This is a genomic window from Polaromonas sp. YR568 (assembly GCF_943372955.1).
In the GTDB taxonomy this organism is placed as follows: Bacteria; Pseudomonadota; Gammaproteobacteria; order Burkholderiales; family Burkholderiaceae_C; genus Polaromonas.
In genome coordinates, this window is record NZ_CALSAL010000006.1 from 73,460 (window position 1) to 97,688 (window position 24,229).

Annotated in this window: 25 protein-coding genes; 7 read left to right on the top strand and 18 right to left on the bottom strand. The window is 64.3% G+C overall.

The genetic code is table 11. The features are described 5' to 3' along the window. Window positions 1–8: 8 nt before the first annotated feature. Window positions 9–494 (bottom strand): cyclic pyranopterin monophosphate synthase MoaC, encoded by a 486-nt coding sequence (gene moaC, locus AAG793_RS14195; protein WP_341909263.1) that lies wholly within the window; start codon window positions 492–494, stop codon window positions 9–11. Window positions 495–535: 41 nt separating this feature from the next. Here moaC and tfpZ point away from each other — a divergent pair, with 41 nt between their 5' ends. Both tfpZ and AAG793_RS14205 read left to right on the top strand, forming a co-directional pair. Then, on the top strand, window positions 536–1,312 hold the full coding sequence (tfpZ, locus tag AAG793_RS14200; protein ID WP_341909265.1) for a TfpX/TfpZ family type IV pilin accessory protein: 777 nt from the start codon (window positions 536–538) through the stop codon (window positions 1,310–1,312). An 88-nt stretch (window positions 1,313–1,400) separates the two neighbouring features. Then, a complete protein-coding gene (locus AAG793_RS14205; protein WP_341909325.1) occupies window positions 1,401–2,951 on the top strand; it encodes a M48 family metalloprotease in 1,551 nt (516 codons plus the stop codon). Here AAG793_RS14205 and AAG793_RS14210 read toward each other — a convergent pair. Genes AAG793_RS14210 through AAG793_RS14220 form a run of 3 tightly spaced genes read right to left on the bottom strand, consistent with a single transcriptional unit; the run spans window position 2,907 to window position 4,491 of the window. Then, the gene (locus AAG793_RS14210; RefSeq protein WP_341909267.1) at window positions 2,907–3,260 is read right to left on the bottom strand and encodes a phage holin family protein; all 354 of its coding nucleotides are present in this window, start codon (window positions 3,258–3,260) and stop codon (window positions 2,907–2,909) included. The genes AAG793_RS14205 and AAG793_RS14210 overlap by 45 nt on opposite strands. A 2-nt stretch (window positions 3,261–3,262) precedes the next feature. Next, entirely contained in the window at window positions 3,263–3,718 is a 456-nt protein-coding gene (locus AAG793_RS14215) for a hypothetical protein (protein ID WP_341909270.1), read from the bottom strand. 44 nt (window positions 3,719–3,762) lie between these two features. Then, entirely contained in the window at window positions 3,763–4,491 is a 729-nt protein-coding gene (locus tag AAG793_RS14220) for a TerC family protein (RefSeq protein ID WP_341909272.1), read from the bottom strand. Between the two features lie 553 nt (window positions 4,492–5,044). Here AAG793_RS14220 and AAG793_RS14225 point away from each other — a divergent pair. Together AAG793_RS14225 and AAG793_RS14230 are read left to right on the top strand one after the other, a co-directional pair. Next, window positions 5,045–5,467, top strand: a complete 423-nt coding sequence (locus tag AAG793_RS14225; RefSeq protein ID WP_341909274.1) for a DUF3717 domain-containing protein — start codon at window positions 5,045–5,047, stop codon at window positions 5,465–5,467. 17 nt (window positions 5,468–5,484) lie between these two features. Beyond that, window positions 5,485–5,793 carry a DUF2007 domain-containing protein gene (locus AAG793_RS14230; RefSeq protein WP_341909275.1) on the top strand — a complete coding sequence of 103 codons (309 nt, stop codon included), beginning with the start codon at window positions 5,485–5,487 and terminating at the stop codon, window positions 5,791–5,793. Window positions 5,794–6,003: 210 nt separating this feature from the next. Here the strand turns inward: AAG793_RS14230 and purB are convergent, their stop codons facing one another. Next, window positions 6,004–7,383: an adenylosuccinate lyase gene (gene purB / locus AAG793_RS14235; RefSeq protein ID WP_341909277.1), complete on the bottom strand. Its 1,380-nt coding sequence runs from the start codon at window positions 7,381–7,383 to the stop codon at window positions 6,004–6,006. A gap of 115 nt (window positions 7,384–7,498) precedes the next feature. Between purB and AAG793_RS14240 the strand changes: the two genes are divergently transcribed. Further along, complete coding sequence (locus tag AAG793_RS14240; protein WP_341909280.1) at window positions 7,499–8,113, top strand: glutathione S-transferase N-terminal domain-containing protein; 615 nt, start codon at window positions 7,499–7,501, stop codon at window positions 8,111–8,113. Window positions 8,114–8,205: 92 nt separating this feature from the next. Here AAG793_RS14240 and AAG793_RS14245 read toward each other — a convergent pair whose 3' ends face one another. The 9 genes from AAG793_RS14245 to AAG793_RS14285 all read right to left on the bottom strand — a co-directional run bounded on the left by AAG793_RS14245 (window position 8,206) and on the right by AAG793_RS14285 (window position 16,451). Beyond that, window positions 8,206–8,676, bottom strand: a complete 471-nt coding sequence (locus AAG793_RS14245) for a nuclear transport factor 2 family protein (protein ID WP_341909282.1) — start codon at window positions 8,674–8,676, stop codon at window positions 8,206–8,208. Window positions 8,677–8,684: 8 nt separating this feature from the next. Next, entirely contained in the window at window positions 8,685–9,455 is a 771-nt protein-coding gene (locus AAG793_RS14250) for an SDR family NAD(P)-dependent oxidoreductase (RefSeq protein ID WP_341909284.1), read from the bottom strand. Between the two features lie 12 nt (window positions 9,456–9,467). Continuing rightward, on the bottom strand, window positions 9,468–10,028 hold the full coding sequence (locus tag AAG793_RS14255; RefSeq protein WP_341909286.1) for a DUF3833 domain-containing protein: 561 nt from the start codon (window positions 10,026–10,028) through the stop codon (window positions 9,468–9,470). Further along, window positions 10,025–11,266 (bottom strand): MFS transporter, encoded by a 1,242-nt coding sequence (locus AAG793_RS14260; RefSeq protein ID WP_341909327.1) that lies wholly within the window; start codon window positions 11,264–11,266, stop codon window positions 10,025–10,027. The genes AAG793_RS14255 and AAG793_RS14260 overlap by 4 nt, the downstream gene beginning before the upstream one ends. Window positions 11,267–11,343: 77 nt before the next feature. Beyond that, window positions 11,344–12,057, bottom strand: coding sequence for a chalcone isomerase family protein (locus tag AAG793_RS14265; protein ID WP_341909288.1), 714 nt, complete (start codon window positions 12,055–12,057; stop codon window positions 11,344–11,346). Next, complete coding sequence (locus AAG793_RS14270) at window positions 11,973–13,211, bottom strand: cyclopropane-fatty-acyl-phospholipid synthase family protein (protein WP_341909290.1); 1,239 nt, start codon at window positions 13,209–13,211, stop codon at window positions 11,973–11,975. Before AAG793_RS14270 ends, AAG793_RS14265 begins: the two co-directional genes overlap by 85 nt. Next, window positions 13,208–14,008 carry a DUF1365 domain-containing protein gene (locus tag AAG793_RS14275; RefSeq protein WP_341909292.1) on the bottom strand — a complete coding sequence of 267 codons (801 nt, stop codon included), beginning with the start codon at window positions 14,006–14,008 and terminating at the stop codon, window positions 13,208–13,210. The genes AAG793_RS14270 and AAG793_RS14275 overlap by 4 nt, the downstream gene beginning before the upstream one ends. Continuing rightward, a complete protein-coding gene (locus AAG793_RS14280; RefSeq protein WP_341909294.1) occupies window positions 14,005–15,312 on the bottom strand; it encodes an FAD-dependent oxidoreductase in 1,308 nt (435 codons plus the stop codon). Before AAG793_RS14280 ends, AAG793_RS14275 begins: the two co-directional genes overlap by 4 nt. Window positions 15,313–15,833: 521 nt before the next feature. Then, entirely contained in the window at window positions 15,834–16,451 is a 618-nt protein-coding gene (locus AAG793_RS14285) for a glutathione peroxidase (protein WP_341909297.1), read from the bottom strand. Window positions 16,452–16,872: 421 nt separating this feature from the next. Between AAG793_RS14285 and AAG793_RS14290 the strand changes: the two genes are divergently transcribed. Further along, window positions 16,873–17,742 carry a ferritin-like domain-containing protein gene (locus tag AAG793_RS14290; protein ID WP_341909299.1) on the top strand — a complete coding sequence of 290 codons (870 nt, stop codon included), beginning with the start codon at window positions 16,873–16,875 and terminating at the stop codon, window positions 17,740–17,742. Beyond that, window positions 17,742–18,233 carry a D-glycero-beta-D-manno-heptose 1-phosphate adenylyltransferase gene (rfaE2, locus tag AAG793_RS14295; protein WP_341909300.1) on the top strand — a complete coding sequence of 164 codons (492 nt, stop codon included), beginning with the start codon at window positions 17,742–17,744 and terminating at the stop codon, window positions 18,231–18,233. The genes AAG793_RS14290 and rfaE2 overlap by 1 nt, the downstream gene beginning before the upstream one ends. A gap of 30 nt (window positions 18,234–18,263) precedes the next feature. On the opposite strand, the gene AAG793_RS14300 is transcribed toward rfaE2, so the two are convergent. The 4 genes from AAG793_RS14300 to AAG793_RS14315 form a co-directional block, all read right to left on the bottom strand. Continuing rightward, entirely contained in the window at window positions 18,264–19,508 is a 1,245-nt protein-coding gene (locus tag AAG793_RS14300) for a beta-ketoacyl-[acyl-carrier-protein] synthase family protein (protein WP_341909302.1), read from the bottom strand. Between the two features lie 20 nt (window positions 19,509–19,528). Continuing rightward, window positions 19,529–19,768: an acyl carrier protein gene (locus AAG793_RS14305; protein WP_341909304.1), complete on the bottom strand. Its 240-nt coding sequence runs from the start codon at window positions 19,766–19,768 to the stop codon at window positions 19,529–19,531. Window positions 19,769–19,904: 136 nt separating this feature from the next. Then, window positions 19,905–20,951, bottom strand: a complete 1,047-nt coding sequence (locus tag AAG793_RS14310; protein WP_341909306.1) for an SDR family oxidoreductase — start codon at window positions 20,949–20,951, stop codon at window positions 19,905–19,907. A 136-nt stretch (window positions 20,952–21,087) separates the two neighbouring features. After that, window positions 21,088–24,219 (bottom strand): efflux RND transporter permease subunit, encoded by a 3,132-nt coding sequence (locus AAG793_RS14315; protein ID WP_341909308.1) that lies wholly within the window; start codon window positions 24,217–24,219, stop codon window positions 21,088–21,090. Between the last annotated feature and the right edge of the window lie 10 nt (window positions 24,220–24,229).

Below are 24,229 nucleotides of genomic sequence, written 5' to 3' on the forward strand. Positions count from 1 at the left end.
GCTGCCGCTCAGGCGCTGGTGAAGCTGCCCGATTTGCCGCCGTGCTTTTCCAGCAACTTGACGTCGGTGATCGTCATGCCCCGGTCCATCGCCTTGCACATGTCGTAGATGGTAAGCAGGGCGATCTGGACGGCGGTGAGCGCTTCCATCTCGACGCCAGTCGGGCCGACAGTCTCTGCCGTGGCGCGGCAGGTGATTGCAGCGTTTGGCTCGTCGATGGAAAATTCAACAGTGGCCCGTGTGAGCGCCAGGGGGTGGCACAGCGGGATCAAGTCGCTGGTTTTCTTGGTCGCCATGATCCCTGCGATGCGCGCAATGCCCAGCACATCGCCCTTTTTGGCCGATCCGCCCAGGATCACGGCCAAGGTAGGCGGACCCATCAGGATGCGGCCCTGTGCAACGGCGATGCGGTGGGTCGCTGCCTTGGCGCTGACGTCCACCATGTGCGCCATGCCCTGGCTGTCGAAGTGGGTGAGTGGTGACTGAGAAACCATGCTGTTACAGAACATTTACAACCATCCAGCATCATAAGACCATGTGGACCAACGAGCATTCCTGGAAGGCGCGGTGCCGAGCCTCTGGAATTCACCTGACGATCAGCCTGGCGGTGGCGGCTTTTGCTGCGGCTCTGGTATTCGGACTCTGGTATCCCTATCCGTACCGCGAAATTTCCGGCGGGCGGGATCTTTTCTGGCTGGTCGTCACAGTGGATGTGGTGATGGGGCCCCTGCTGACACTGGCCATTTTTGACACCAGAAAGCCGTGGCGTGTGCTCAGACGCGACCTGGTCGTGATCGGCCTGCTGCAACTGGGCGCCCTGTTTTATGGCCTGTGGACGGTCGCTGCGGCGCGCCCGGTGCATCTGGTCTTCGAGATCGACCGCTTCCGCGTGGTGCATGCGGTTGATGTCCCGCCGCAGCTGCTGGGCCAGGCGCCCGAGCGTCTGCGCTCCCTGCCTCTGACCGGCCCGACGCTGCTGTCGGTGCGGGGCTTCCACAACGACCAGGAGAAACTCAATGTCACGATGGAGGCCATGGCCGGCATCGACATCGGGAGCCGGCCGGAACTGTGGCAGAGTTACGAGGCGGCCAAACCGCAGGTGCTTGCCGAAATGCGCCCACTGACGGAGCTCAAGGCGCGGTTCCCCCAGCAGGCAGCTGACATTGACGAGGCGCTGAAGCCCCGCCGTGAGGGCCGACTTGACAGCGCCATCGGTTTCATTCCCTTGGCTTCCCGGCTGAGCTTCTGGACGGTTCTGCTCGACACCCAAACTGCGGAGGTCATTGCTTTTGTTCCGATTGATTCCTTCTGATTCCTTCAACCGCCCCCGTCGGTTCAGCCCTTCCAGCGGCCAGCCCCGACCCGCGCGGCGAGCTTTGTCCGTGGCCGTGCTGTCGGCGATGGTGTGGTTGTCGTCCTCGGCCCTGTCGCAGGCCCAGGCACCCAATACCAACAGCGGATCGCTGCCCTCCTTGGGGGAAAGCTCTGACCTGAGCGTGCTGAAGGAGCGGCGCATCGGCGACCGGATCGCCGTCAGCGTCTACCGCGATCCGGATTACGTGGACGATCCGGTGCTGGTTGATTACGTGCAGGGCATCTGGCAGCCGCTGATGGCCGCTGCCCGGGCGCGCGGCGAGCTGAATGCCGAATTGGATGAGCGCTTTGCCTGGGAGATGTTTCTGGTGCGCGACCGCAGTGTCAATGCGTTTGCGTTGCCAGGTGGCTACTTCGGCCTGCATCTTGGCCTGATCGGCACGGTCAGCAACGTGGATGAACTGGCTGCGGTGCTCGGCCACGAACTGACCCACGTGACACAGCGCCACATCGCGCGGCTGATGACGCAGCAGTCCAGGCAGACACCGCTGGTGATTGCCGCCATGATTCTTGGCGTTCTGGCGGCAGGCAAGAATGCCGAGGTCGGCAATGCCGCCATCGTCGGTGGGCAGGCGGCACTGGCGCAGAACCAGCTCAATTTCTCGCGCGACATGGAGCGTGAAGCCGACCGCATCGGCTTTGGCGTAATGACCGATGCCGGTTTTGAAAGTCGCGGCGTTGCCAGCATGTTCGAGAAGCTGCAACAGGCCTCGCGCCTGAACGACAACGGCGCGTTTCCCTACCTGCGCTCCCACCCGCTCAACACGCAGCGCATTGCCGAGGCCCAGTCGCGCGTGCAACTAGCTGCATCCGAGGCGCCACAGCCGACGGCGCAGAAGGAACTGGCCCAAAGCCAGTCACGTGTGCTGCACGCGATGATGGCCGCCCGGGCGCGCGTGCTCGCTGCGCCGGGGGTGGACGGCCTGCGTTCCATGCTGGCCGAGGCGCAGCGCCGGCCGTTGCCACTGGCGGCGCCGCAGACGCCTGCCAGCGCCGACAACGTGCGCGATGTGGGCACCCTGTACGCTGCGGCACTCGCATCAATGCAACTGCGCGACTTCGCGGGCGCACGGACTTTCATGGGTGCGCTGCGGCCGTTTGCGGTGGGTGTCCCGCGTGCCAGTGATGCGCTGGACCTGCTGGCCATCGAGATCGACCTGCAGGCCGGAACGCCGGCGGCCCTGGCTTCGTCGGCCCGCTTTGCCAGTGCCAGCAACCGTGCCGAGGTCCTGGTGCTGGCGCGTGCGCTGCTGGCCTCACAACGGGCGCCGGAAGTTTCGGGCAAGCTGCAAACCTGGGTGACGGCCAACCCGAGGGATGCGCAGGCCTGGCAGCTGCTGGCCACAGCCTATGGCAACCAGGGTCAGGCGGTCCGGGCGATCCGGGCCGAGGCTGAAAGCCGCGCGGCCCAGCTGGACTACCCCGCCGCGCTGGACCGTCTCAAGGCTGCGCAGGCCATGATGCGCAGCAACCCGGCCAGTGCGGATTTTGTGGAGGGCTCGATTATTGACACGCGTGCGCGGCAGCTCGAGTCACTTATCAAGGAACAGGCGCTCCAGGAGAAAGTCGATCGCTAGCTGCAGCACCGAGTAGATCAGCGAACCGATCAGCGCCGCCCCAAAGCCGGCGACATTCAGGCCACTGACCAGGCTGGCAGCCGCCCAGAACATCAGGGCGTTGATGATGAAAAGAAACAGCCCCAGCGTCACCACTGTGACGGGCAGCGTGAGCAGCACCAGCAGGGGCCGCACGATCATGTTCAGTGCGCCCAGCACCGCAGCAGCCAGCAGCGCGCTGGTGAAGCTGGTCACCGTGACACCGCTGTACAGGTAGGCCACGGCCAGCAGGGCGGCCGCACTCAGGAGCCAGGAGGTGATGAGTTTCATGGTCAGAGAATACCACCCGGCTGGCCGTGGACAGGGGTGATTCCGGGGCCCGGTGTGGTGCTTTCCGATCGCTCTTCGGCGGCTCTTGGGCGTCTCGCATCCACCAGCCGTGCTGCGCCAAACTGGCGCATCAACGCTTCGGTCTGGCTGCCCAGTGTGGATTGCGCCAACTGGGTGATCACTTCATTGCCGCCACCTTCCAGCAAGGGAGTCAGTTGAGCAAACAGCCGGTCTGCCCATCGGCCGCGCCAGCTCTCGCGGGCGCTGTTGGTCACCCATTTGCTGGCGCGGTGCGTGACGCGGGGCGCGCACCCCAGCAGGATCCAGCGCCGGGGCGGGCGCGGAGGGCCCGAAGGCCCGGTTCCTTTTCCATCTCCATTCGCCAGACTGTCCAGCACCGCCCGCAGGCACTGCCGGGCGCAGTCTGCATCGTCCACGTACACAATGATGTTGTCCACGGCAGGCTCTTAGGCGAATTGCGTTGCAGCAGGGCCGTGCCGGCTCAGGTCGTCACGGCGGCTTCGGCGCCAGCACCCTTCTGGCGCCGCGTGACCAGCCAGCCGGCGCCCAGCACACCAACCACGGCCACCACGTAAGTCGCCCACTGTGCGATGGTCTGCAAGGTCTGGGCAGAGGCCGGCGTGTCGGGACCTCCGTACACCGGATCCAGCAGCGGCTCGCCCACCACCATCTTGGCGGCGGTGAAGGCCAGCACGGCGGCACCCAGTTGAATGATGACCGGGAAGCGCTCCACCAGCTTGAGCACCACGGTGCTGCCGAACACCACAATCGGCACGCTGACGAGCAGGCCGATGATGACCAGATCAAACGAGCCGTGCGCCGCACCGGCCACGGCCAGCACGTTATCGATGCCCATCAGCGCGTCAGCCACGATGATGGTTTTCATCGCGCCCCAGAACGTGGTGGCGACCGGGCCGTCATGGTGGCCGTCGTCCTGGTCCGCAAGCAGCTTGTAGGCGATCCACAGCAGGCCCAGTCCGCCCACCAGCATCAGCCCGGGAATCTTGAGCAGCCACACCACGCCGACGGTCATCACCGAGCGGACGGCAATCGCGCCGACCGTGCCCCAGGCGATGGCTTTTTTTTGCAGGTGAGGCGGCAGGTTGCGCGACGCCAGTGCGATCACGATGGCGTTGTCGCCAGCGAGCACCAGGTCTATCAGGATGATGGCCAGCAAGGCAGACCACCAGGCGGTTGAAAACAATTCCACGTTCATGCTCCAGGTCAGGTATCGGCGCGGGAATCCGGAAATGGATGTCCCGATCAGAAAAGCCTGACAGGCAATGATGGAGTGCGGTACGCAAAAAATGGTGCCGGGACGCCTCGATCAAGCCTGCTCAGGCTTTGAATCGAAGGTCTGGCTCAACATGCAGCGCTGCCGCATGTCCAACAAGCCGGAAGTGCAAACTTCGTATTGACGACTTGTTGTACCGATGTGGCCGTGAAACTGCGAATCGGATCGCAGGGCACATCGGGGGAGTTACTCCCCTTCAAGCCCGTAATTTGACAGCAAAACCGGTAATTTTGCAAACGAAGGCTTGATTCCCATCGTTTTGGGTAACGATGGCCGGCTGGAACCAGACATACCCGCGCCCTGTGCGGTGCTCGCCGTAGTCCGTAGTGGCGGGGGTATGGCTGTACCGCACTGTCGCCCACGGACCGCTGGCCCATAATGGGCGGCCCGGCCAGCAAACCCATTTGCGCTTCCGCCATGCCTGATGGCGGTGGTCTTTCCAGATTTCTGTCCCTTTCCTGTTCGTTCCATGCCTGGCATCCACATCACCGACATTGAAGCCGCCATCAACTATTGGCGCGAGAAAAAGCCGTCACCGGATGGCGTCACACTGGCGCCCGAGTTGCGCGCCCTCGCCGAGGTGTATGCGCTGCTGGTCTTCTATCACGAGGACGAAGCCGACGAGAAGAGCTTTCCGCCCAAGGCCATGGCCGCTTGGCGCGCCTGGTACGACACCACCGCCGACACCCCCTGCATCGCCATCTGCTCCACCAGCCAGGGCGACGCGCTGTGCAAGGGCTGTGGCCGCACCTTTGACGAAGTGCAGCACTGGCCCGAAATGACGCCTGCCGAAAAACGCGGCACCTGGCGCCGCATCACGCAGGAGGCGACGGCCTGGCGCTTCGGCCGCTACGCCGATCGCGCGCTTGAAAAGTCCGGCGCTGACCGCTGACGGTTTCGGGCCCTCCGATGATCCGGCTGACCCGCGCTCCCAACATCGCCATTGCCGCGCTGTGGGCCGACGCGCTCACCCAAGCCGGCATGGCCGCCAGCGTGCAGCGTTACTTTCTGGGCAGCGTCGCCGGTGAGTTGCCGCCCGATCAATGCCAACCCGAGGTGTGGCTGACCCACCGCGAGCACGAAACCCAGGCCAAAGCCTTGCTGGAGGCGCTGCAAAACCGGCCCCAGCGCCACTGGCTGTGCGCCTGCGGCGAGCAGGTAGAAGGCGGGTTCGACCAGTGCTGGCACTGCGGTGCTGACATGCCTGCTGGCACCTGATTTCAGACGCGTTGTTCGATGCCTCAGGACCAACGGAACCTCATCGGGCACACCCTTCGACAAGCTAAGTGCGAACGGGATTTATTGGGCGACTTGGGTGGGTATTTAGGCCAGCAGAGCCGTGGAACCGGCTTTGCCGGGCCACAGGCGAACGGCCCCCACGGGGGGCAGGGAGCTACGCGAAGCGAGCGACCGTGGGGGCCCTACGGATCAGACTCTTTTGGCCAGCACGGACGCCAAGCCGGTGTAACTGGCCGGCGTCATGGCCAGCAGGCGCTCTTTTTCTGAATCAGGAATCTCCAGCGAGCGGATCAGTGCGTGCAGGTCTTCGGCCTTCACGGTTTTGCCGCGTGTGACTTCCTTGAGCTTTTCGTACGCGCCCTGCACACCGTAGCGGCGCATCACGGTCTGTATGGGTTCGGCCAGCACTTCCCATGAGGCATTGAGGTCGTCACTGAGTGCCTCGCGGTTGAGCTCCAGCTTGCCGAGGCCGGTGCTAAGGGAGTGATAGGCCAGCACCGCGTAGCCCAGCGCCACGCCCATGTTGCGCAGCACGGTCGAATCGGTCAGGTCGCGCTGCCAGCGCGAAATCGGCAGTTTTTCGCTCAGGTGCCGCAGCAGTGCGTTGGCCAGGCCCAGGTTGCCCTCGGCGTTTTCAAAGTCGATCGGGTTGACCTTGTGCGGCATGGTCGACGAACCGATTTCGCCTTCTTTCAGCCGCTGCTTGAAGTAGCCCACGCTGACATAGCCCCAGATGTCGCGCGCCAGGTCGATCAGGATGGTGTTGGTGCGCGCCACGGCATCAAACAGTTCGGCCATGTAATCGTGCGGCTCGATCTGGATGCTGTAGGGCTGGAAGGTCAGGCCCAGGCCCAACGGCTCCGGGGTCTCAATCACGCCGCGGCTGAAGGTTTCCCAGTCAAAGTCGGGCCAGGCGGAGAGGTGGGCGTTGTAGTTGCCGACCGCGCCATTCATCTTGCCCATCAGCTTGATGGCGGCAATGCGGTCGCGCGCGTTGGCCAGCCGCACCACCACGTTGGCGATTTCCTTGCCCACCGTGGTGGGGCTGGCAGTCTGGCCGTGGGTGCGGCTGAGCATGGGCTCATCGGCGAAGGCGTGAGCCATGTCGCGCAGCTGGCCGATCACCTTGTCCAGCACTGGCAAGAGCACCAGGTCGCGGCTGCTCTTGAGCTGCAGGGCGTGGCTGGTGTTGTTGATGTCTTCGCTGGTGCAGGCAAAGTGCACGAACTCGCTGGCCGCCTGCAGCTCGGGCCGGGCCTCGAATTTGGACTTGATCCAGTACTCGACCGCCTTGACGTCGTGGTTGGTGGTCTTCTCGATTTCCTTGATGGCGGTGGCGTCGGCCTCGGAGAAGTTCTTCACCAGACCCAGAAGGTAAGTGCGCGCTCCGGGGCTGAGCGGCTTGAATTCAGCGAACTTGGCGTCAGACAGCGCGATAAACCAGGCGATTTCGACCTGGACCCGGCGGTGCATATAGCCCTGTTCGGACATCAGGGGGCGCAACTGGCTCAGTTTGCCGGCGTAGCGGCCGTCCAGCGGTGACAGCGCATTGATGGTGGAAAAGCTCATGGCGCAATTGTAGGGCGTGCGATTTGTCGGCCCGGCTGTCAGCAGGGGCTGTCAGCAGGGTATGGGGCTTACTCTATAGAATGCATTTCCTTCGGACCACGACCTCACTCCCACCATGAAACTCATCGGATCCGCCACCAGCCCCTACGTGCGCAAAGTACGCATCGTGATGGCCGAGAAAAAACTGGACTACCAGTTCATCCTGGAAGACGTCTGGGCCGCCAACACCACCATCCATGCGTCCAACCCGCTGGGCAAAGTGCCCTGTCTGGTGATGGAAGGCGGTGAGGCCGTGTTCGACTCCCGCGTGATCGTCGAGTACCTCGACACCCTGTCGCCTGTGGGCAAACTGATTCCCACCCAGGGGCGTGAGCGCGCCGAGGTCAAGACCTGGGAAGCGCTGTCGGACGGCCTGATTGACGCCGCCATCCTGGCCCGGCTGGAAGCCACCTGGGCCGGCCGCAGCGACAAGGAGCGCAGCAAGGCCTGGATTGCCCGGCAGATGTCCAAGATTGACCTCTCGCTCAAGGCCATGAGTACCGGTTTGGGCGACAAGAACTTCTGCAGCGGCATCCACTTCAGCCTGTCGGATGTGGCGGTCGGCTGCGCGCTCAGCTACTTGGACCTGCGTTTTGCCCAGATCAACTGGCGTGAGACCTATCCCAATCTGGCCAAACTGCAGGAAAAGCTGGCGCAGCGCCCGAGCTTCATCGAGACACAGCCGGCCTAGCCCGGCTGTCGCTGCGACTCCGCCGCGGGGTCAGAGAAATACAAGTCAAGCGGCAGACTGGTAGATCGGTCAGCCGCGCTCGCTGGAGAGCGCTATGAGTTGGCGCGCTTTTTCAGCCAGCGCATCAGGCTGCCCACCACCGGCAGCTTTTCATACAGCTCTTCAGCCGCATCCCAGTAGTCGCGGTGGTAATCGACCAACCCGTCGGTGGTGAACTTCAGGTGTGAGGTGCCGCGAATCGTTTGCAGCGTCTGGCGGTCCCAGGCTTTCATGCGGAACTCGAAGTTCCAGGTCACAAAGCATTCATCGTCCTGCGCCACCGTGCCGGTCACCACAAAGCAGGGCTTCTCCAGCGCCACATACATGTGCTCGAAGATCGCCCGGATCTCCGCCAGCCCGCGCACCTCGTTGAACGGGTCCTTGAAGTAGGCGTTCGGCGTGTAGATGCTGCCCAGTTCGCCCAGCCGCTGCGGTGACAGGCTTTCAAAGAAGCGGATCAGCCGCTCCACCCGGGCGTGGGCGGCGGGTGTGGTCGGTGTAGTGGTTGCTTCCGGTTCGTGCATGGCGCTGTTCACAGGCCGGTGAACTTTCGGATCACCGGGAAATACAGCGCGCTGGGCAGCAAGGCCAGTGTCTTCATCCAGAGCGTGAAGCGTTTGGGGAAGTGGATTTCAAACTGCCCCTGCGCCCAGCCTTTGAGGATTTCCTCGGCCGCCTGTGCGGGCTTGATCAACCCCGGCATGGTGAATTCATTCTGCGCCGTCAGCGGCGTTTCGACGAAACCGGGGCAGATCAGGCTGACGCCGATACCGCTGTCTTCCAGATCCACATACAGGGTTTCGGCCAGATTGATCAGTGCGGCTTTTGTCGGGCCGTAGGCCAGGCTTTTGGGCAGGCCGCGGTAGCCTGCCACGCTGCTGATCAGGCTGATGTGGCCCGAGCGCCGCGCCAGAAATTCCGGTAGCACCGCCTGCAGCACATAAAGCGCGCCGTTGTAGTTCACATCGTTGTGGCGCAGCATGTCGGCCAGGTCGTACTGGGTGGCGCGCTGCTCCTTGTAGTAACCGGCGCAGTACAGCACCAGGTCCAGTGGCCCCTTGCTGCGCAGCGTGTCGGCGGCGGCCTGCACGGCAGCGCAGTCGGTCACATCGAGTGGCAGGGCCTCCGCGCCCGGATGGGCTTGCACGAAAGCGTTCAAGGCCTCGGCTTTGCGCGCCGACACCACCACGCGGGCGCCGCGCTGGTGCAGGGCGTGGGCGGTGGCCTCACCGATGCCGCTGGAGGCGCCGACCAGCCACACGGTCTTGCCGTGCCAGTCGGAGATGAGGGGGTTGAGTGACATGGCGATGTCCGTTCAGCGTTTGACGAAGGACAGCGTGACCTCGCCCAGCTTGAAGCCGAACTTGCTCATCTCGGCCTTGTTCAGCATGACCTTGTCATCCATCAGGTACATCCAGTCGTCGAACTGGACTTCCACGATGCGGCCATCGACTGGCAGTTGCAGGGTGTAGCCCCAGCGGAAGGCGTTGCCTTTTTCCTGGCCGCTGGCCTCGCCCACCACGTCGTCCGCCGTGCCGGTGTAGCGGCCGTCCGGCTGGCGCTTGAGGGTCCAGACGCGACGGCTCTTGGTGCCGTCCGAGTAGGTGAAGTCTTCGTCGAGCACGCCGGTTTCTGCGCCGGGCGGGCCCTGCCATGTGCACTTCATCACCACGGTGAAACGCTTGACGACCTTGCCCGAGCGGTCGGTGAACACGCCGTAGGCGTCCAGCGTGCCGTTGAAGTACTGGCGCATGTCGAGCACCGGTTTCTCGGCGGCGTAGTCGGTGATCTGGGGGCCGGCGCAACCGGCCAGCAGTGCCAGTGACAGGGTGACAGCCGAAAGCGCGGCCAGCGGGCGTCGCAGGATGGAGATCATGGGGAAACACCTTTGGAGGGTTGGATGATGAAGAAGTACAGACCCGCCGTGGCGCCGAGCTTGAGCGCACACGGCAACACGCAGTAGGCAATGACCAGCGCGTCAAGCGCGGCAGCGTCGCGCACGCCGGGCGCGTAACCGAACACCCCCAGCAGCGGCAGCGCCAGACCGGCTGCCAGCGCGAGGTTGAGTTTGGTGGCGAAATTCCACCAGCCGAAGTAGGCGCCTTCCGACTGGCCCGACTGGCCATTGGCCTGGATCACGCCGGCCAGCATGGCGCCGGGCAGCGCCAAGTCGGTCCCCAGCGCGACGCCAGACAGCGCGCAGACCACCACAAAGGCGAGCGTGTCTCCGGCGCCCAGCTGAGTCGCCCACGCGAACACCGCAATCGCCAGAAACATGCCGATCAGCCAAGTGCGGGCCAGTCCGATGCGCTTGACCACGGCCAGCCACAGCGGGATCGACAGCGCCGCACACAAAAAGTAGCTGCCCAGAAAGGCTGGCTCCATGGCAGCAGGTGCCTGCAGCCGGTCCTGGATGAAAAACAGCACCAGCGTGGCTGGTACGGCGCTGGCGATGCCGTTGAGCATGAAGACCGCCAGCAGGCGGCGGAAATCTTTCGAGCGGAAGGGCAGCCACAGGGGCGAGCGCACTGCGTGGGTCGTCACCGGCTGTGTCGTGACCGGCTGTGCCCGCGGCTTCACGGCCCGCGTCCATGCCACCCAGCCCAGCGCCAGCATGACGAAAAAGAGACCCGTGGTGGCCGGCAGACCCAGTGCCACTGGCGTGACGGAAGCCATCACCACGCCCACCAGGCCCAGGCCTTCGCGCCACGCGACGATGCGGCTACGCTGGGCCTCGTTACCGCCCAGCATCGCCCCCCACGACTGGTGCGACACGCTCAAGGCGCTGTAGCCCACATAGGTCAGCACCAGCATCACGGTGGCCCAGACAATCAGCGCCGTGGGCTCCCGCACCAGCGGAAAAAACAGCAGCGCAAAACCCAGCGCCAGCGCCAGCGCCGCCGCCGCGCCCAGCGCCAGCACCGCGCCCGGTGAGCGTGCGAACAGCCGGTCGCTCAGGCGGCCGAGCAGCGGGTCAATGAAGGCATCGAACAGTCGCGCACCGAGCAGGATCGCGCCCAGCGTGGCCAGCGGCACGCCGAACTCACGCGCATAGTGGTTGGGCAGGATCACATACAGCGGCAGTGCCACAAAGGCCAGCGGCAGACCCAGCAGGCCATACGCAAAACCGTTGCGTGTGGTGAAGGCCTGCGGTTCTGCCGACGATGCCGCCGTGGACGCTGGCGGAGAGGTCACCCGCCTGCCCCTGCGAGCAGGGCATCGCGCAGCTTGGGCTCTGAGGTTTTCGGCGAGAGCCAGATGCCGAAGAACAGCTTGGCAAATTCGGCGTCACGGATCTCGCCGTTCGGCTTGCCATTGACCCAGAACGACGCGCCCACACCCGGCTGGTGCACGCCCAGGATGCGGTCGCCCTTCTTCACATTGGGGATCACGCGCAGCATCTCGGCCGTCCATTTGGCGGCCTGCGCGTCGGTGATGTTCACGCTGCGACGCATCTCCTTGATGGAGCGGTCGGCCACGTCCACCGCGTCAAAGGCGCGCAGGTAGTCCAGCTCCAGCGCCAGCGGCTGGCTGGTGTAGCTGGTCGGGCCAAAACCGGCAGGCGCCCACAGGCGCGCGTCGTACACCTGGAACCCCCACACCGTGAGACGCGACTTGCCCAGCAGCTGTGCTTTGGGCAGGGCGTCCTTCAGCTCGGGGCGGAAGTCGGCAGAAGCCGGTGCGCTCGTGGGCTCGCTGCTGGCCACCGTGGTGGCTGGCGTTGTATTGGCACTGGCCGGTTGGCTCTGCGCCGCGGCTGTGCCCGCAAGCGAGCAGGCCAGCAGCAGGGCCGCTAGCCGTGGTGAACCGCCAGCGGCGGTCAGCGCTTGCGCAGGGTGAACTGCATCACGTTGGTGTTGGCTTGCGCGAAAGCGGCTTCGCAGTAGGCCAGATAGAACTCCCATATGCGTATGAACCTTTTGTCAAACCCGAGTTGGAGCACCCGTGACTCTTGGGCCAGGAAATCCTCGCGCCACAGCTTGAGCGTGTGCGCGTAGTCCTGCCCGAACGAAAACTCGTCAACCACATCAAAACCGGCCGCTGCCGCCTGCGCCCTGAACTGCGTCGGGCTGGGCAGGCAACCGCCCGGGAAGATGTACTGCTGGATGAAGTCGGTGGAGCCGATGTAGCGCTCGAACAGCTCGTCGGCAATCACGATGCTCTGGATGCAGGCGTGGCCGCCCGGCTTGAGCAGGCGCGACACGGTCTGGAAGTACTCCGGCCAGTACTCGCGGCCCACGGCTTCAATCATCTCGATGGAGCAGATCGCGTCAAACCGCGCATCGACCGTGGTCTTGCCGATGTCGCGGTAATCCTGCAATCGCAAATCAGCACTGGCTGCGGAGCCGACGCGTTCCATTCGCGCCTGGGCCCAGGCCAGCTGCTCGGTGCTCAGCGTCACGCCGACCAGCGAGGCCTTGAATTCGGTGGTGGCCATCTCGGCCAGCGCGCCCCAGCCACAGCCGATTTCCAGCACGCGGTCGCCCGGCTTCACGCCAGCCATGTTGAGTGCGCGGCGCACCTTGGCCAGCTGCGCGTCTTTCATCGAGGTCTCGGGTGTCTCGAAGATGGCCGACGAGTAGTTCATCGTGCCGTCGAGCCACAGCTCGTAAAACGCATTGCCCAGGTCATAGTGGGCGTGAATGTTCTTCTGGCTGTTGGTTTTGGTGTTGCGGTTCAGCAGGTGCTTGATGCGGTAGGCCAGACGGCCCAGCCAGCTGCCGTAAATCACATCCTCGACTTCCTTGCGGTTCACAAGGAACACTTCGAGCAGGTCCGTCAGGTGCGGGGTGGTCCAGTCACCGGCAATATAGCTTTCCGCAAAACCGATGTCGCCCGAGCGCAGCGCTGCACTGCACACATTCCAGTTGTGCAGGTGCAGGCTGGCCATCGGCGCTTCGCCTGAGCCGAAGCGCTGCAGCGAGCCGTCGGGCAGTTGCACGGTCAGCGTGCCGTGTTTCAGGCGCAGCAGCAGCTTGAGCGCGGTGCGGGCGGCGCTGGGAGCGTCGCCGGGAATGGCAAAGCCCTGGGATGCGGAGGAGTTGTTCAATGTGTTCATCGCGTCACGAAGATTTCAGGGGGCTTGGGTTTACGGATAAAGGGCACACGCTTGCACCACAGCTTGAAGGCCTGCCAGTGGATGCGGCCGATCACGCCGAACATCATGGCCGGGTAGCTCCACAGGGCCTTTCGCAGGCTGGCGGCGGTGACGGGTTCGAGCGTACCGCTGACGCTGGTTTCCAGCAGCGGACCTTCGGCGTCGTCGTAGTCGATGCGCGCCACGGTTTTCTTCAGGCCATCGTTGTCGATGTGCAGAAAGCGGAAGCGGTAGCCGCCTTCCAGCGTGCAGAAAGGCGAGACGTGAAATACCTTGTCGGCAGTCAGCTCCTGGCCGTACTGCGGCTCGTCGAGCAGGTAGCAATGGCGCTCGCCAAAGGTGTTGTTGACTTCCACCACGATGGCGCGCAGCGTGCCGTCGGTGCGGTGGCAGTACCAGAAGCTCACCGGTTTGAAGGTGTAGCCCAGCACGCGCGGATAGGTGTGCAGCCAGACTTCGCCCAGCGCGTCTTCCACGCCTTCGCGCAGCAGCAGGCGGTCCAGCCATTGCAGGGCGTTGTCGCTGCCGTCGCCATGGTCACGGTCGAAGAAGCTCAGCGCTGCGGGGCGGTTGTGCGCCAGCGTGCTGCGTGTGGCGGGCTCCGTATCGGTGGGCCGGTGAAGGCTGCGCATCGGCAGCATCAGGAAATAGGTCGGGTAATTGAAGGCGTTGCGGGCAGGCTTGAGCCGGGTGTGGCGCACCTGGCCAAAGCCGATCAGCGGCTGGGCGGTGGTGAAGGCGCTGCCCGGCGTGGTCATGCGCCTGCCTTGGCGGCTGTGAGCAAGAGGCGCGCGGCCTGCAGCCCGGACTTGAGTCCGTCTTCGTGAAAGCCGTAGCCGGTCCAGGCGCCGCAGAAATAGGTGTGCTGCATGCCTTGCAGGTCGCCCAGCTGCTGCTGGGCGCGAATGGCGTCCAGATCAAACACCGGATGTGCGTAGTCAAATTCGCCCATGATGTGTTTACGCTCGATCTCGCGCACCGGATTCAGCGACACGACCACCGGCTGGGTAAAGGGCAGTGGCTGCAGCATGTTCAGCAGGTAGTGCAGACACACCCGGGCTGATTCGCGGTCGGTGTTCTCGGCGCGCTCGTAGTTCCATGCAGCCCATGCCAGCTTGCGGCTGGGCAGCACCGAGGCGTCGGTGTGCAGCACCGCGCGGTTGGGCTGGTAGCGGATGGCGCCCAGCACCTCGGCCTCGGCTTCGCTGGGTGCGCGCAGCATTTTCAGCGACTCGTCCGAGTGGGCGGCCATCACCACCTTGTCGAAGCGTTCGGCCCGGCCTTCGGTGACCACACGCACGCCATCGGCGTCGCGCTCGATGAGCTGCACCGGTGTGTTCAGGCGCTTGTCGGGAATGTTGGCGATGATCTTCTCGACGTAATGCCTCGCGCCGCCCTGCACCGTCCACCACTGGGGCCGGTCGGTGATCTGGATCAGGCCGTGGTTGTGGCAGAAGCGGATCATGGTGGCCACCGGGAACTGCAGCATCTGGTCGGTCGGGCAGGACCAGATGCAACCCATCATCGGCAGAAAGTACCAGTCACGGAACTCGTTCGAGAACTTGCGCGAGCGCAGGAAGTCGCCCAGCGGCTGCATCATATCGGCGTCAGCGCCCGATTTGGCCAGACGCGTGGTGATGCGGTTGAAGCGGACGATTTCGCCCAGCATGCGCAGAAAAGGCCAGTGCGTCAGGTTGCTGCGCTGGGCAAACACGGTGTTCAGGCTGGAGCCGCTCCACTCCAGCCCCTGGCCGGCCAGTGCATCCGGCACCTTGACGGAAAACGACATGTCCGATTTGGCCGTCTTCACGTCCAGCTCGGCAAACAAGTTGATGAGGTTCGGGTAGGTCCGCTCGTTGAAGACCAGAAAACCGGTGTCCACGCCGTGGGTGACGGGGCCGTTTGCCGTGGGCAGGGTGACGTCTACCGTGTGGGTGTGACCGCCGAAGTAGTCACCCGCTTCAAACAGGGTGACGTCGGCCAGCCCTTGAAGCGTGTGGGCGGCGGCCAGGCCCGAAATGCCGGACCCGACAACCGCGACGCGAAGACCAGTGTGGCTCATGCCAACGGCCCTCTGGCGAATCGTCCCGATGAAGCCTCATGGGGACCGAATACAAAGATGCTGCGAAGCGCCCCGGCGCGAACGAGGGAGGGAGGGAGGAGGAGGAGCGCCCCGGGATTGCATCCAGACCTTGGAGAACTGGAAGACTTCGCAACAATGAAACCGATTCTTTTGAAATGCCCGGCGCATGCGCTGGCGTTTTTCACCCCGATTGGAGCGCGCACCGATGCCGCGAGTTCCCGGAGGACCGGTGACTGGGCAGGTAAATTTTTGTTAACGTTCCCTGTGCGCATGCTGAGGCCCATGAAATTCAGGTGGGTGGCCTGTGGAAAAAAGAGGAGCAGGCCTTCCGACCCGCCTTCCGGCGCCCTCACCCCTCGGGGTGTGCGCTGTGCTCGACCCATGATAATGGAAAAATTACCGAAAAGTCAATTCGCGACTGATCGGTAATTTTCTTGCAAAGCACCCGGTCGCCATTCCGGGCTGCCCGGGGCCAGCGGTGTCCAGCGGTGTCCAGCACTTTACTGGCGGACGGCCAGTTGTTTCTCGACTTCGGCGATAAAGGTCTTGCTGCCCGGTTCCGTCATGGAGTTGAAACTCGCCACCCGGGTGCCGTCGCGCGCAATCACGTATTTGTAGAAGTTCCACTTCGGGCTGGTGCCCGACTTCTCGGCCAGTTGCCGGAACAGCGGATTGGCGTCCTTGCCGGTCACCGCGGTCTTGGTGAACATCGGGAATTTCACGCCAAAGGTGTTTTCGCAAAAATCGGCAATCTCCTTGTTGCTGCCGCCTTCCTGGGAAAAGTCGTTGGAGGGAAAGCCCAGCACCACCAGACCACGGTCCTTGTATCGGGAATACAGGTCCTCCAGCCCCTTGTACTGGGATGTGAACCCGCAGAAACTGGCGGTGTTGACCACCACCACCACCTTGCCGCTGTACTGGCACAGCGACTGGGGCTTTTCATCCTGCAGCCGCGGAAAGGTTTTCTGCAACAGCGGCGGGCAGGCCGCCGGGGCTGCGTTGACGGCTGCGCCCGCTGCCGGTGCGGCCGGCGTGGCCGAATGTGCCACTGGCGACAGTGCTGCGAGGCTGGTGCAGGCGATGGCGAGCAGGTGCCGTGTGGAAGTCGATCGGGTCATGGTGTGTTCCTTCGTGGGGGCAGGGTGCTGATCCAGCGGTTCAGAGTTTCAGGGTGTTCTGCATGGGTGTGCTGCATTCTGAGGGCGTTGCGCCTGACGCAGGGGCCGGGCCGGTCAAATCACGGTGCCGCAGTCGGGTGATACGCCAGATTCCGCCGTGCAGATTCGACCGGCACGGCCCTCGCGCAGGGTCGGTCCAGATCGGGTGGGCTCAAACGAATAAGGGAAAACGCGGGATTGAGCCCCGAAACGGGACGATTTGTCAGCAAATGACCCGTAATTCGCCGGTTGTCACAATAGCCGCCTAAAATTGGAAAGTACCGTTTCAGCCCCGTGTTTCAGCGATGTTGAAGCCCCGCATGGCCCGGCAAGACATCCGGGGCGGCTTGATCTGCGTACCTCAGCATGCCAAGGAGTTCATATGCTTTACCCCGAACTGTTCAAACAACTCGAATCTGTGCGCTGGGACATGGACAAGGACATTCCATGGGCCAGTTTTGACGCCTCCAAGCTCACCGACGAGCAGGCGCAGACCATCAAGATGAATGCCATCACCGAATGGGCGGCCTTGCCGGCGACCGAAATGTTCCTGCGCGACAACAAGGACGACAGTGATTTTTCCGCCTTTATGTCGATCTGGTTTTTTGAAGAGCAGAAGCACTCGCTGGTGCTGATGGAGTACCTCAAGCGCTTCCGGCCTGACCTGGTGCCGACCGAGGAGGAACTGCACGAGGTGCGTTTCGAGTTCGAGCCCGCGCCGGCGCTGGAAACCCTGATGCTGCATTTTTGCGGCGAAATCCGCCTCAACCACTGGTATCGCCGCGCCAGCGAGTGGCACACCGAGCCGGTCATCAAGCACATCTACACCCAGCTCAGCCAGGACGAAGCCCGCCACGGCGGCGCCTACCTGCGCTACATGAAACGCGCGATCAACAAGTTCGGCAACGAGGCCAAGACCGCCTTCACCAAGGTCGGGGTGCTGATGGCCAGCGCCCGCCGCACTGCGCAGGCCTTGCACCCGACCAATCTGCACGTGAACAAGAACCTGTTCCCGCGCGACACCATCCAGAGCCGCCTGCCCAACCCCGAGTGGCTGGAGCACTGGCTGGACACGCAGATCAAGTTCGATGCGGTTTGGGAAGGCAAGGTCGTCGACCGCATCCTGCACAACCTCAGCCTGCTGCTGAACCAGAGCTTCAAGAGCGTGCAGGAGCTGAACCGCTACCGCAAGGACATCGGCAAGGACCTCGCTGCCGCGCTGACGACCGACGGCAAGCCGCACGCCGCGTGATGACGCTGGCGCCACCGGCTTTCCTCGACAAGATCACCCCGCCCGCCGAGGCGGTGGCCCGGGTGGCCCGGCTGCCCCACCCGGTGGTGTTCACCAACGGTGTGTTTGACGTGCTGCACCGCGGGCACGTGACCTATCTGGCGCAGGCCCGCGCGCTGGGCGCCAGCCTGGTGCTGGCCCTGAACACCGATGCCTCAGCCCGGCGGCTGGGCAAAGGCCCGGATCGCCCCCTCAACAATGAACAGGACCGCGCGGTGATGATGGCGGCACTCGAATCGGTGAGCCTGGTCACCTGGTTTGACGAAGACACGCCGCTGGCGCTGATCTCGGCGCTGCGGCCCGACATCCTCGTCAAGGGCGGCGACTACGATATGGACACGCTGGCCGAAACTGCGGTGGTGAAAGCCCATGGCGGCAAGGCGCTGGCGATTCCATTTGTCGACGGTTACTCGACTACGGCGCTGGTGAAGAAAATCCGCGCGACCACTTGACGCTCGCGCGCATGCCAGGGCTCGGGGTCGTCAGGCCGCCTTGGCAATCAGCACCGCGTTGGAGCCGCCAAACGCAAACGAATTGGACATCACGGCCCGCAGGCCGGGCGCAGGGCGCGCGGTGAGCGGCACGTAGTCGAGGTCGCAGCGCGGATCAGGCGTCTTCAAAAAGGCCGTGGGTGGCAAATGACCCGTCCGCAGCGCCATCACGCTGGCGATGAACTCCATGGCACCGGCTGCACCCATCGCATGGCCGTGCACGCCCTTGCTGGAGCTCACGGCGAGGTCATTGGCCGCCTCACCGAACGCCAGCCGGATGGCGCTGGTTTCCACCACATCGCCCACCTCGGTGGCCGTGCCGTGGGCATTGAGGTAACCGATGTCGGCGGGGTTGAGGCCAGCGTCGGCCAGGGCCAGCGTCATGGCCCGCGCCTGACCGTGGGCTTCGGGCTGCGTCAGGTGGTGGGCGTCGGTGGTCGAGGCATAGCCACAGACCTCTGCAAGGATGTTGGCGCCACGGCGCCGGGCGCTTTCCCACTCCTCCAGCACCAGCATGGCCGCGCCTTCGGCCAGCACCAGACCGCTGCGGTCGGCAGAAAACGGCCGGCAGGAGGTGGCGTCGCCATCGGCATGGGGCTTGGCCAATGTGTGCATCGCCTGCCAGGCCTTGATGGTGCCGCGGTTCAGCAGCGCCTCGGCGCCGCCGGCCAGCATCGCATCGGCATAGCCATGGCGAATCTGCCGGAACGCCTCACCGATAGAAGTAGCCGACGAGGCACAGGCATTGGAGACGGTGCTGCTCGGGCCCTTGAGGCCGAACTCCATCGAGGCATGGGCGGCAATGGCGTTGTTCATGGCCAGCACCACCGTCATCGGGCGAAGCCGCGCGACTTTTTGTTCCAGCAAGGAGGTGTAGGCCGACTCTGTGGAGCCTGCGCCGCCGCTCCCGGTGCCGACAGACACGCCGAAACGGTCAGGCGCCAGCGGGTTGGCGGGGGTGTCGGTGTGGCCCAGCCCGGCCTGGGCCATGGCCTCGCGGCCGGCAATCAGCGCGAACTGGCTGACCCGGTCCATGGTGAGCAGACGCCCCTTGGGAAAGTGCGGGTCCGGGTCGAAGTCAATGGCACCGGCCAGCACCTTCTCGGTGCCGGTCGGAAAGTGGATGTCGATGGTGCGGATGCCGGAAGACGCCGTCAGCAGCGCCTTGAAGAAGTCGTCGGTGCCGGTCCCCGTTGCGGAAACGACACCCAGACCGGTGATGGCAACGCGACGCATGGGCAGGAGTCGGGGGGCGCTCAGGCCACCGGTTTGGCGGCTGGCAGCAGCGGCTCAATCAGCTGAACCATCTCGGCCAGGGTGCGCGGCGGATTGGCCTGATCGGGGATCTGGATGCCGAACTGGTCTTCGATCTGAAACAGGAATTCGATGACCGCCAGCGAGTCCAGGCCGAGACTCTCCAGCGTCGCATCCGGCAACAGCTTGTCTTCACTGATGCCAAAGGTCTTTGCGAAGAGTTGAATCAGATCGGAATTCATCGGCTGGTCAGTATTTGGTAAGCAAAAACAACATTGTCCCCGAACTGCTACGAGCGCCAGTCAGCAGAGACCGCAAGGATTTTAATAAGCGTCAAAGACTGCTCAAAACATCAAAAAAAGAGGGTTTTGCACCACATCAGGGGGTGTACATCTGCCGCACGGCGTCGGACAGGCTGAACGCGCCCAGCAACTCACCCAGGTAACTGATAGGTGCCGGGGCCACCGCCGCGGGGCCGATTTCGGCGCGCAGGCGGGCGTTGCTGAACACGGCGTCTGCCGTCAGAAACGGCAGGTAAGGCTGCAAGGCCTCGAACATCCAGCGCTGGCGGGCAAACTTTGGCTGCGGCACGAAATCGCGGCCGCGCATGTTCAGCTTGCCAATGCCGGGCATGGTCAGCGTCAGCTCGTCGGCCAGCGCCTTGAAGGTCATCGAATCTTCGCCGGTGGAGACGTGGTAACAGTCGTGCTGCAGGGTGTCTTTCAGCAGCATTTCAGCGAAAGCGCTGGCGATGAAGTCCACCGGCGCGAAATCCAACCGCGCGTGCGGGTCCAGCGGTACATCGCCCAGTTCGGCCATCACCGGGATGGACCACAGCATGTTGCGCGCCAGCTTGGCGTCGTCAATTCCGCGCGACAGCACAATGCCGGGGCGCAGGCTGACGAACGGTGCGCCGGTGGCGCGCAGCAGGGTTTCGGCATCCCGCTTGGAGCGGATGTAGTCGTTGGCGTAGCCGGCAAACGGCATGTCTTCGGTGACTACGCCCCGCGGTTCGGTGGTCACCGCAGCGGTGCCGACGAAAAAACCGCGCTGCGAGGGCGCCAGGCCCTGGAGGATGCCTGCGAACTGCTCGGCGGCCTGAATGTTGATCGGGTACACGCCCGCGTCGGCCTTGAAGGAGGTGCTGGCAGCCGAGTGAAGAATCACATCGGCCGACTTCAGCACCGCATCGCTCAGGCCGAATTGGGGGTGGACGATGTCGCCCGCCTCGGCCGACACCATTTCGGCGAACTCGGGTTTCCAGAGCACGCTTTTTTGCAGGCGGTCCAGAAGACGCTGGCGTGCCTGGCCAGCGTCGGCTGCACGGACCACCGCCGTGCTGTAAACACCCCGGGCGGCCAGAATCAGCATCAACTCGCCGCCAATCAGGCCCGTTGCGCCTGAAAGCAGTACGCGTTTTGACATGTGAAGAAATGTAAAGATGAGCGCGCGATTATAGGAGGGCGCTCCCTTTCATCTCTTTCACTCGCTTTCTGTCAAGCAGTGCATGTCTTTCTTCGACGCGTTGAGGCTGCGCGCCGCCCCGCTGTCACCCTGTCAGTCAAGCTTTGGCCGGCCCGTCGGCTGCCGGAACAGCGTCAGCCGGTACCGCATGTGCGGGTGGATGGCCACGCCAGCGTGCCACCAGTCGCGCCGTCCACTGCTCCAGGTCGTCGATGTAGGTGAACACGGCAGGCACCACCAGCAGGCTGAGCACGGTGGAGGTGATCAGCCCGCCGATCACGGCAATCGACATCGGCGAGCGGAAGCTCGGGTCGGCCGCGCCAAAGCCGATGGCAATCGGCAGCATGCCCGCGCCCATCGCAAGCGTGGTCATGATGATGGGTCGGGCCCGCTTGTGGCAGGCGTCCAGCAGCGCGTCCCAGCGCGACATCTGGTGGTCGCGCCGTGCCACGATAGCGTATTCCACCAGCAGGATGGAGTTCTTGGTGGCAATGCCCATCAGCATGATCAGGCCGATCAGCGAAGGCATCGAAAAACTCTTTTGCGCCATCAGCAGGCCCACGAAGGCGCCGCCCAGCGACAGCGGCAGCGCTGCCAGAATCGTCACCGGGTGCAGGAAGTCCTTGAACAGCAGCACCAGCACGATGTAGATGCACAGCACGCCAGTCAACATGGCGAGGCCAAAGCTGGCGAACAGCTCGCCCATGATCTCGGCGTCACCCACCTCGACCACCTTCACCCCGGGCGGCAGGTTCTGCACGGCGGGCAGCAGCTGGACTTCCTGCGTCACGTCGCCGAGTGCGCGACCGGACAGCTCCACCTCGAACTGCACGTTGCGGGAGCGGTCATAGCGGTCGATCACTGCCGGGCCGCCGGCCACTTCCAGCGTCGCCACCTGCCCCAGCATGACCGGGCCCACACCGGGTTTGGTGCTGGGCACTGCGAGACGTTCCAGCACCGAGAGGTCCTTGCGCGCATCGTCGGCCAGCTTCACGACGATGGGCACCTGCCGCTGCGACAGGTTGAGCTTGGGCAGGTCTTCCTCGTAGTCGCCCACGGTGGCAATGCGCAGGGTGTCGCCGATCGCGGCACTGGTCACGCCGAGGTCGGCTGCGCGGGCGAAGTCGGGGCGAATGGCAATTTCGGGTCGCACCAGACTGGCACTCGACGAGATGTTGCCAAGGCCGCGAATCGTGCGCAGATCTTTTTCCACGGCACGGGCGGCAGCGGTCAGCGCGTTGGGGTCTTCGGAGGTCAGCACCAGCACATAGGCCTCGCCGGAGCCGCCCAGGCCGACCTTGCTGCGCACGCCGGGCACCGATTCCAGCGCGGCCCGCATCTGGTTTTCAATCCCCTGCTTGCGCGGGCGTTCGGTGCGCGGATCCAGCAGCACCGTCAGCGTGGCCTTGCGGGTTTCGGCTGTGCCCGGCGGCGCGAAGGGGTCGCCCCCAGCCGTGCCGCCGCCAATCGTGGTGTACACGCTGCGCACATGCTTGACCTGGCTGATCGCCAGCCGTGCGTGCTCGGCAGCGGCTTTGGTCTGCGACAGGGTTGCGCCCGGTGGCAGCTCCAGATACACCTGCGTCTGCGAGTTGTCATCCGGCGGAATGAAGCCGGTGGGCAGCAGTGGAATCAGCATCACCGAACCGATGAAAAATGCAGTGGCGGCCAGCATGGTGGTGACCCGGTGCTTCATGCACCAGGCGGCCCAGCGCATGTAGATGTTCATCCACGCCGGGTCCTTGTGCGCGGTGACGATGGGCTTGAGGATGTAGGCCGCCATCATCGGCGTGAGCACGCGTGCCACCACCAGCGAGGCAAACACCGCCAGCGAGGCGGTCCAGCCGAACTGCTTGAAGAACTTGCCGGCCACGCCGCTCATGAAGGCGGTGGGCAGGAACACGGCGATCAGCGTGAAGGTGGTGGCCACCACCGCGAGGCCAATCTCGTCGGCGGCTTCCATCGCCGCCTGGTAAGGCGTTTTGCCCATGCGCAGGTGGCGCACGATGTTCTCGACCTCGACGATGGCATCGTCCACCAGAATGCCGATCACCAGCGACAGCGCCAGCAGCGTCACCACGTTGATGGAAAAGCCCAGCAGGTACATGCCGATGAAGGCAGGGATGACCGACAGCGGCAGCGCCACCGCCGACACAAAGGTGGCACGCCAGTCGCGCAGGAACAGCCACACCACCAGCACCGCCAGCAGCGCGCCTTCGTAGAGCAGCTTCATCGAGCCGTCGTACTCTTCCTGCACTGGCTTGACGAAGTTGAAGGCCTCGGTGATTTCCACGTCGGGCCGTTGCAGTCGCAGCTCCGCAATCGCCTTTTGCACCGCATCGCCCACCGCGACCTCGCTCTCGCCGCGGCTGCGTGCCACCTCGAAGCCGACCACCGGCTTGCCGTCCAGCAGCGCGGCGGCGCGGGGCTCGGCCGTGGTGTCCGTCACGGTGGCCACCTCGTCGAGCCGGATGCGGCGGCCGTCGCTCAGGGCCAGCTCCAGCCGCCCGAGCTCTGCGGCCGACTGCACCGTGGCCAGTGTGCGGATCGGCTGCTCGCTGCCGCCCAGATCAGCGCGTCCACCGGCGCCTTCGGTCTGCACCTGGCGCAGCTGGCGCGAGATGTCAGAGGCGGTAGCGCCCAGCGCCTGCAGGCGGGACGGGTCGAGCGCCACGCGCACCTCGCGCGTCACGCCACCCACGCGGTTGACCGCGCCCACGCCGCGCACCGCGAGCAGCTTGCGCGCCACGTCGTTGTCGACGAACCACGACAGGGCTTCGTCGTCCATGCTGACAGAGCGGATGGTGAAGGCCAGCACCGGCTGACCGGCCAGATCCAGCTTGGAGACCACCGGGTCGCGCACATCGCCGGGCAATTCACCACGCACCCGTGCCACGGCGGCGCGCACGTCGTCTACCGCTTCCTGCACTGGCTTTTCCAGCCGGAATTCGGCCGTGACGTTGACGCCGCCGTCCTGCACCTTGGTGTAGATGTGCTTGAGCCCCTGCACTGTGGCGATGGAGTTTTCGAGCTTGCGCGCCACCTCGGTTTCCAGCTGCGCAGGTGCGGCCCCCGGCAACGAGGCGGTGACCGTGATGGTCGGCAGGTCGATGTCGGGGAAGTTCTGGATCTTCATTGCCTTGAAGGACAGCAGCCCCGCAAACGACAACAGCACGAACAGCATCACTGCCGGTATCGGGTTCTTGATCGACCAGGAGGAGACATTCATGGCAGGTGCT

Excerpts from the sequence above, each read along its gene's own strand:
- AAG793_RS14315 (WP_341909308.1), bottom strand. The coding sequence starts at position 24,219 with ATGAATGTCTCCTCCTGGTCGATCAAGAACCCGATACCGGCAGTGATG.
- AAG793_RS14305 (WP_341909304.1), bottom strand. The coding sequence starts at position 19,768 with ATGAATTCCGATCTGATTCAACTCTTCGCAAAGACCTTTGGCATCAGT.
- AAG793_RS14205 (WP_341909325.1), top strand. The coding sequence starts at position 1,401 with ATGGTGTGGTTGTCGTCCTCGGCCCTGTCGCAGGCCCAGGCACCCAAT.
- AAG793_RS14230 (WP_341909275.1), top strand. The coding sequence starts at position 5,485 with ATGATCCGGCTGACCCGCGCTCCCAACATCGCCATTGCCGCGCTGTGG.
- rfaE2 (WP_341909300.1), top strand. The coding sequence starts at position 17,742 with ATGACGCTGGCGCCACCGGCTTTCCTCGACAAGATCACCCCGCCCGCC.
- AAG793_RS14240 (WP_341909280.1), top strand. The coding sequence starts at position 7,499 with ATGAAACTCATCGGATCCGCCACCAGCCCCTACGTGCGCAAAGTACGC.
- tfpZ (WP_341909265.1), top strand. The coding sequence starts at position 536 with ATGTGGACCAACGAGCATTCCTGGAAGGCGCGGTGCCGAGCCTCTGGA.
- AAG793_RS14255 (WP_341909286.1), bottom strand. The coding sequence starts at position 10,028 with ATGATCTCCATCCTGCGACGCCCGCTGGCCGCGCTTTCGGCTGTCACC.
- AAG793_RS14265 (WP_341909288.1), bottom strand. The coding sequence starts at position 12,057 with ATGGGAGTTCTATCTGGCCTACTGCGAAGCCGCTTTCGCGCAAGCCAA.
- AAG793_RS14290 (WP_341909299.1), top strand. The coding sequence starts at position 16,873 with ATGCTTTACCCCGAACTGTTCAAACAACTCGAATCTGTGCGCTGGGAC.
- purB (WP_341909277.1), bottom strand. The coding sequence starts at position 7,383 with ATGAGCTTTTCCACCATCAATGCGCTGTCACCGCTGGACGGCCGCTAC.
- AAG793_RS14300 (WP_341909302.1), bottom strand. The coding sequence starts at position 19,508 with ATGCGTCGCGTTGCCATCACCGGTCTGGGTGTCGTTTCCGCAACGGGG.
- AAG793_RS14275 (WP_341909292.1), bottom strand. The coding sequence starts at position 14,008 with ATGACCACGCCGGGCAGCGCCTTCACCACCGCCCAGCCGCTGATCGGC.
- moaC (WP_341909263.1), bottom strand. The coding sequence starts at position 494 with ATGGTTTCTCAGTCACCACTCACCCACTTCGACAGCCAGGGCATGGCG.
- AAG793_RS14250 (WP_341909284.1), bottom strand. The coding sequence starts at position 9,455 with ATGTCACTCAACCCCCTCATCTCCGACTGGCACGGCAAGACCGTGTGG.
- AAG793_RS14210 (WP_341909267.1), bottom strand. The coding sequence starts at position 3,260 with ATGAAACTCATCACCTCCTGGCTCCTGAGTGCGGCCGCCCTGCTGGCC.
- AAG793_RS14270 (WP_341909290.1), bottom strand. The coding sequence starts at position 13,211 with ATGAACACATTGAACAACTCCTCCGCATCCCAGGGCTTTGCCATTCCC.
- AAG793_RS14285 (WP_341909297.1), bottom strand. The coding sequence starts at position 16,451 with ATGACCCGATCGACTTCCACACGGCACCTGCTCGCCATCGCCTGCACC.
- AAG793_RS14245 (WP_341909282.1), bottom strand. The coding sequence starts at position 8,676 with ATGCACGAACCGGAAGCAACCACTACACCGACCACACCCGCCGCCCAC.
- AAG793_RS14310 (WP_341909306.1), bottom strand. The coding sequence starts at position 20,951 with ATGTCAAAACGCGTACTGCTTTCAGGCGCAACGGGCCTGATTGGCGGC.
- AAG793_RS14280 (WP_341909294.1), bottom strand. The coding sequence starts at position 15,312 with ATGAGCCACACTGGTCTTCGCGTCGCGGTTGTCGGGTCCGGCATTTCG.
- AAG793_RS14225 (WP_341909274.1), top strand. The coding sequence starts at position 5,045 with ATGCCTGGCATCCACATCACCGACATTGAAGCCGCCATCAACTATTGG.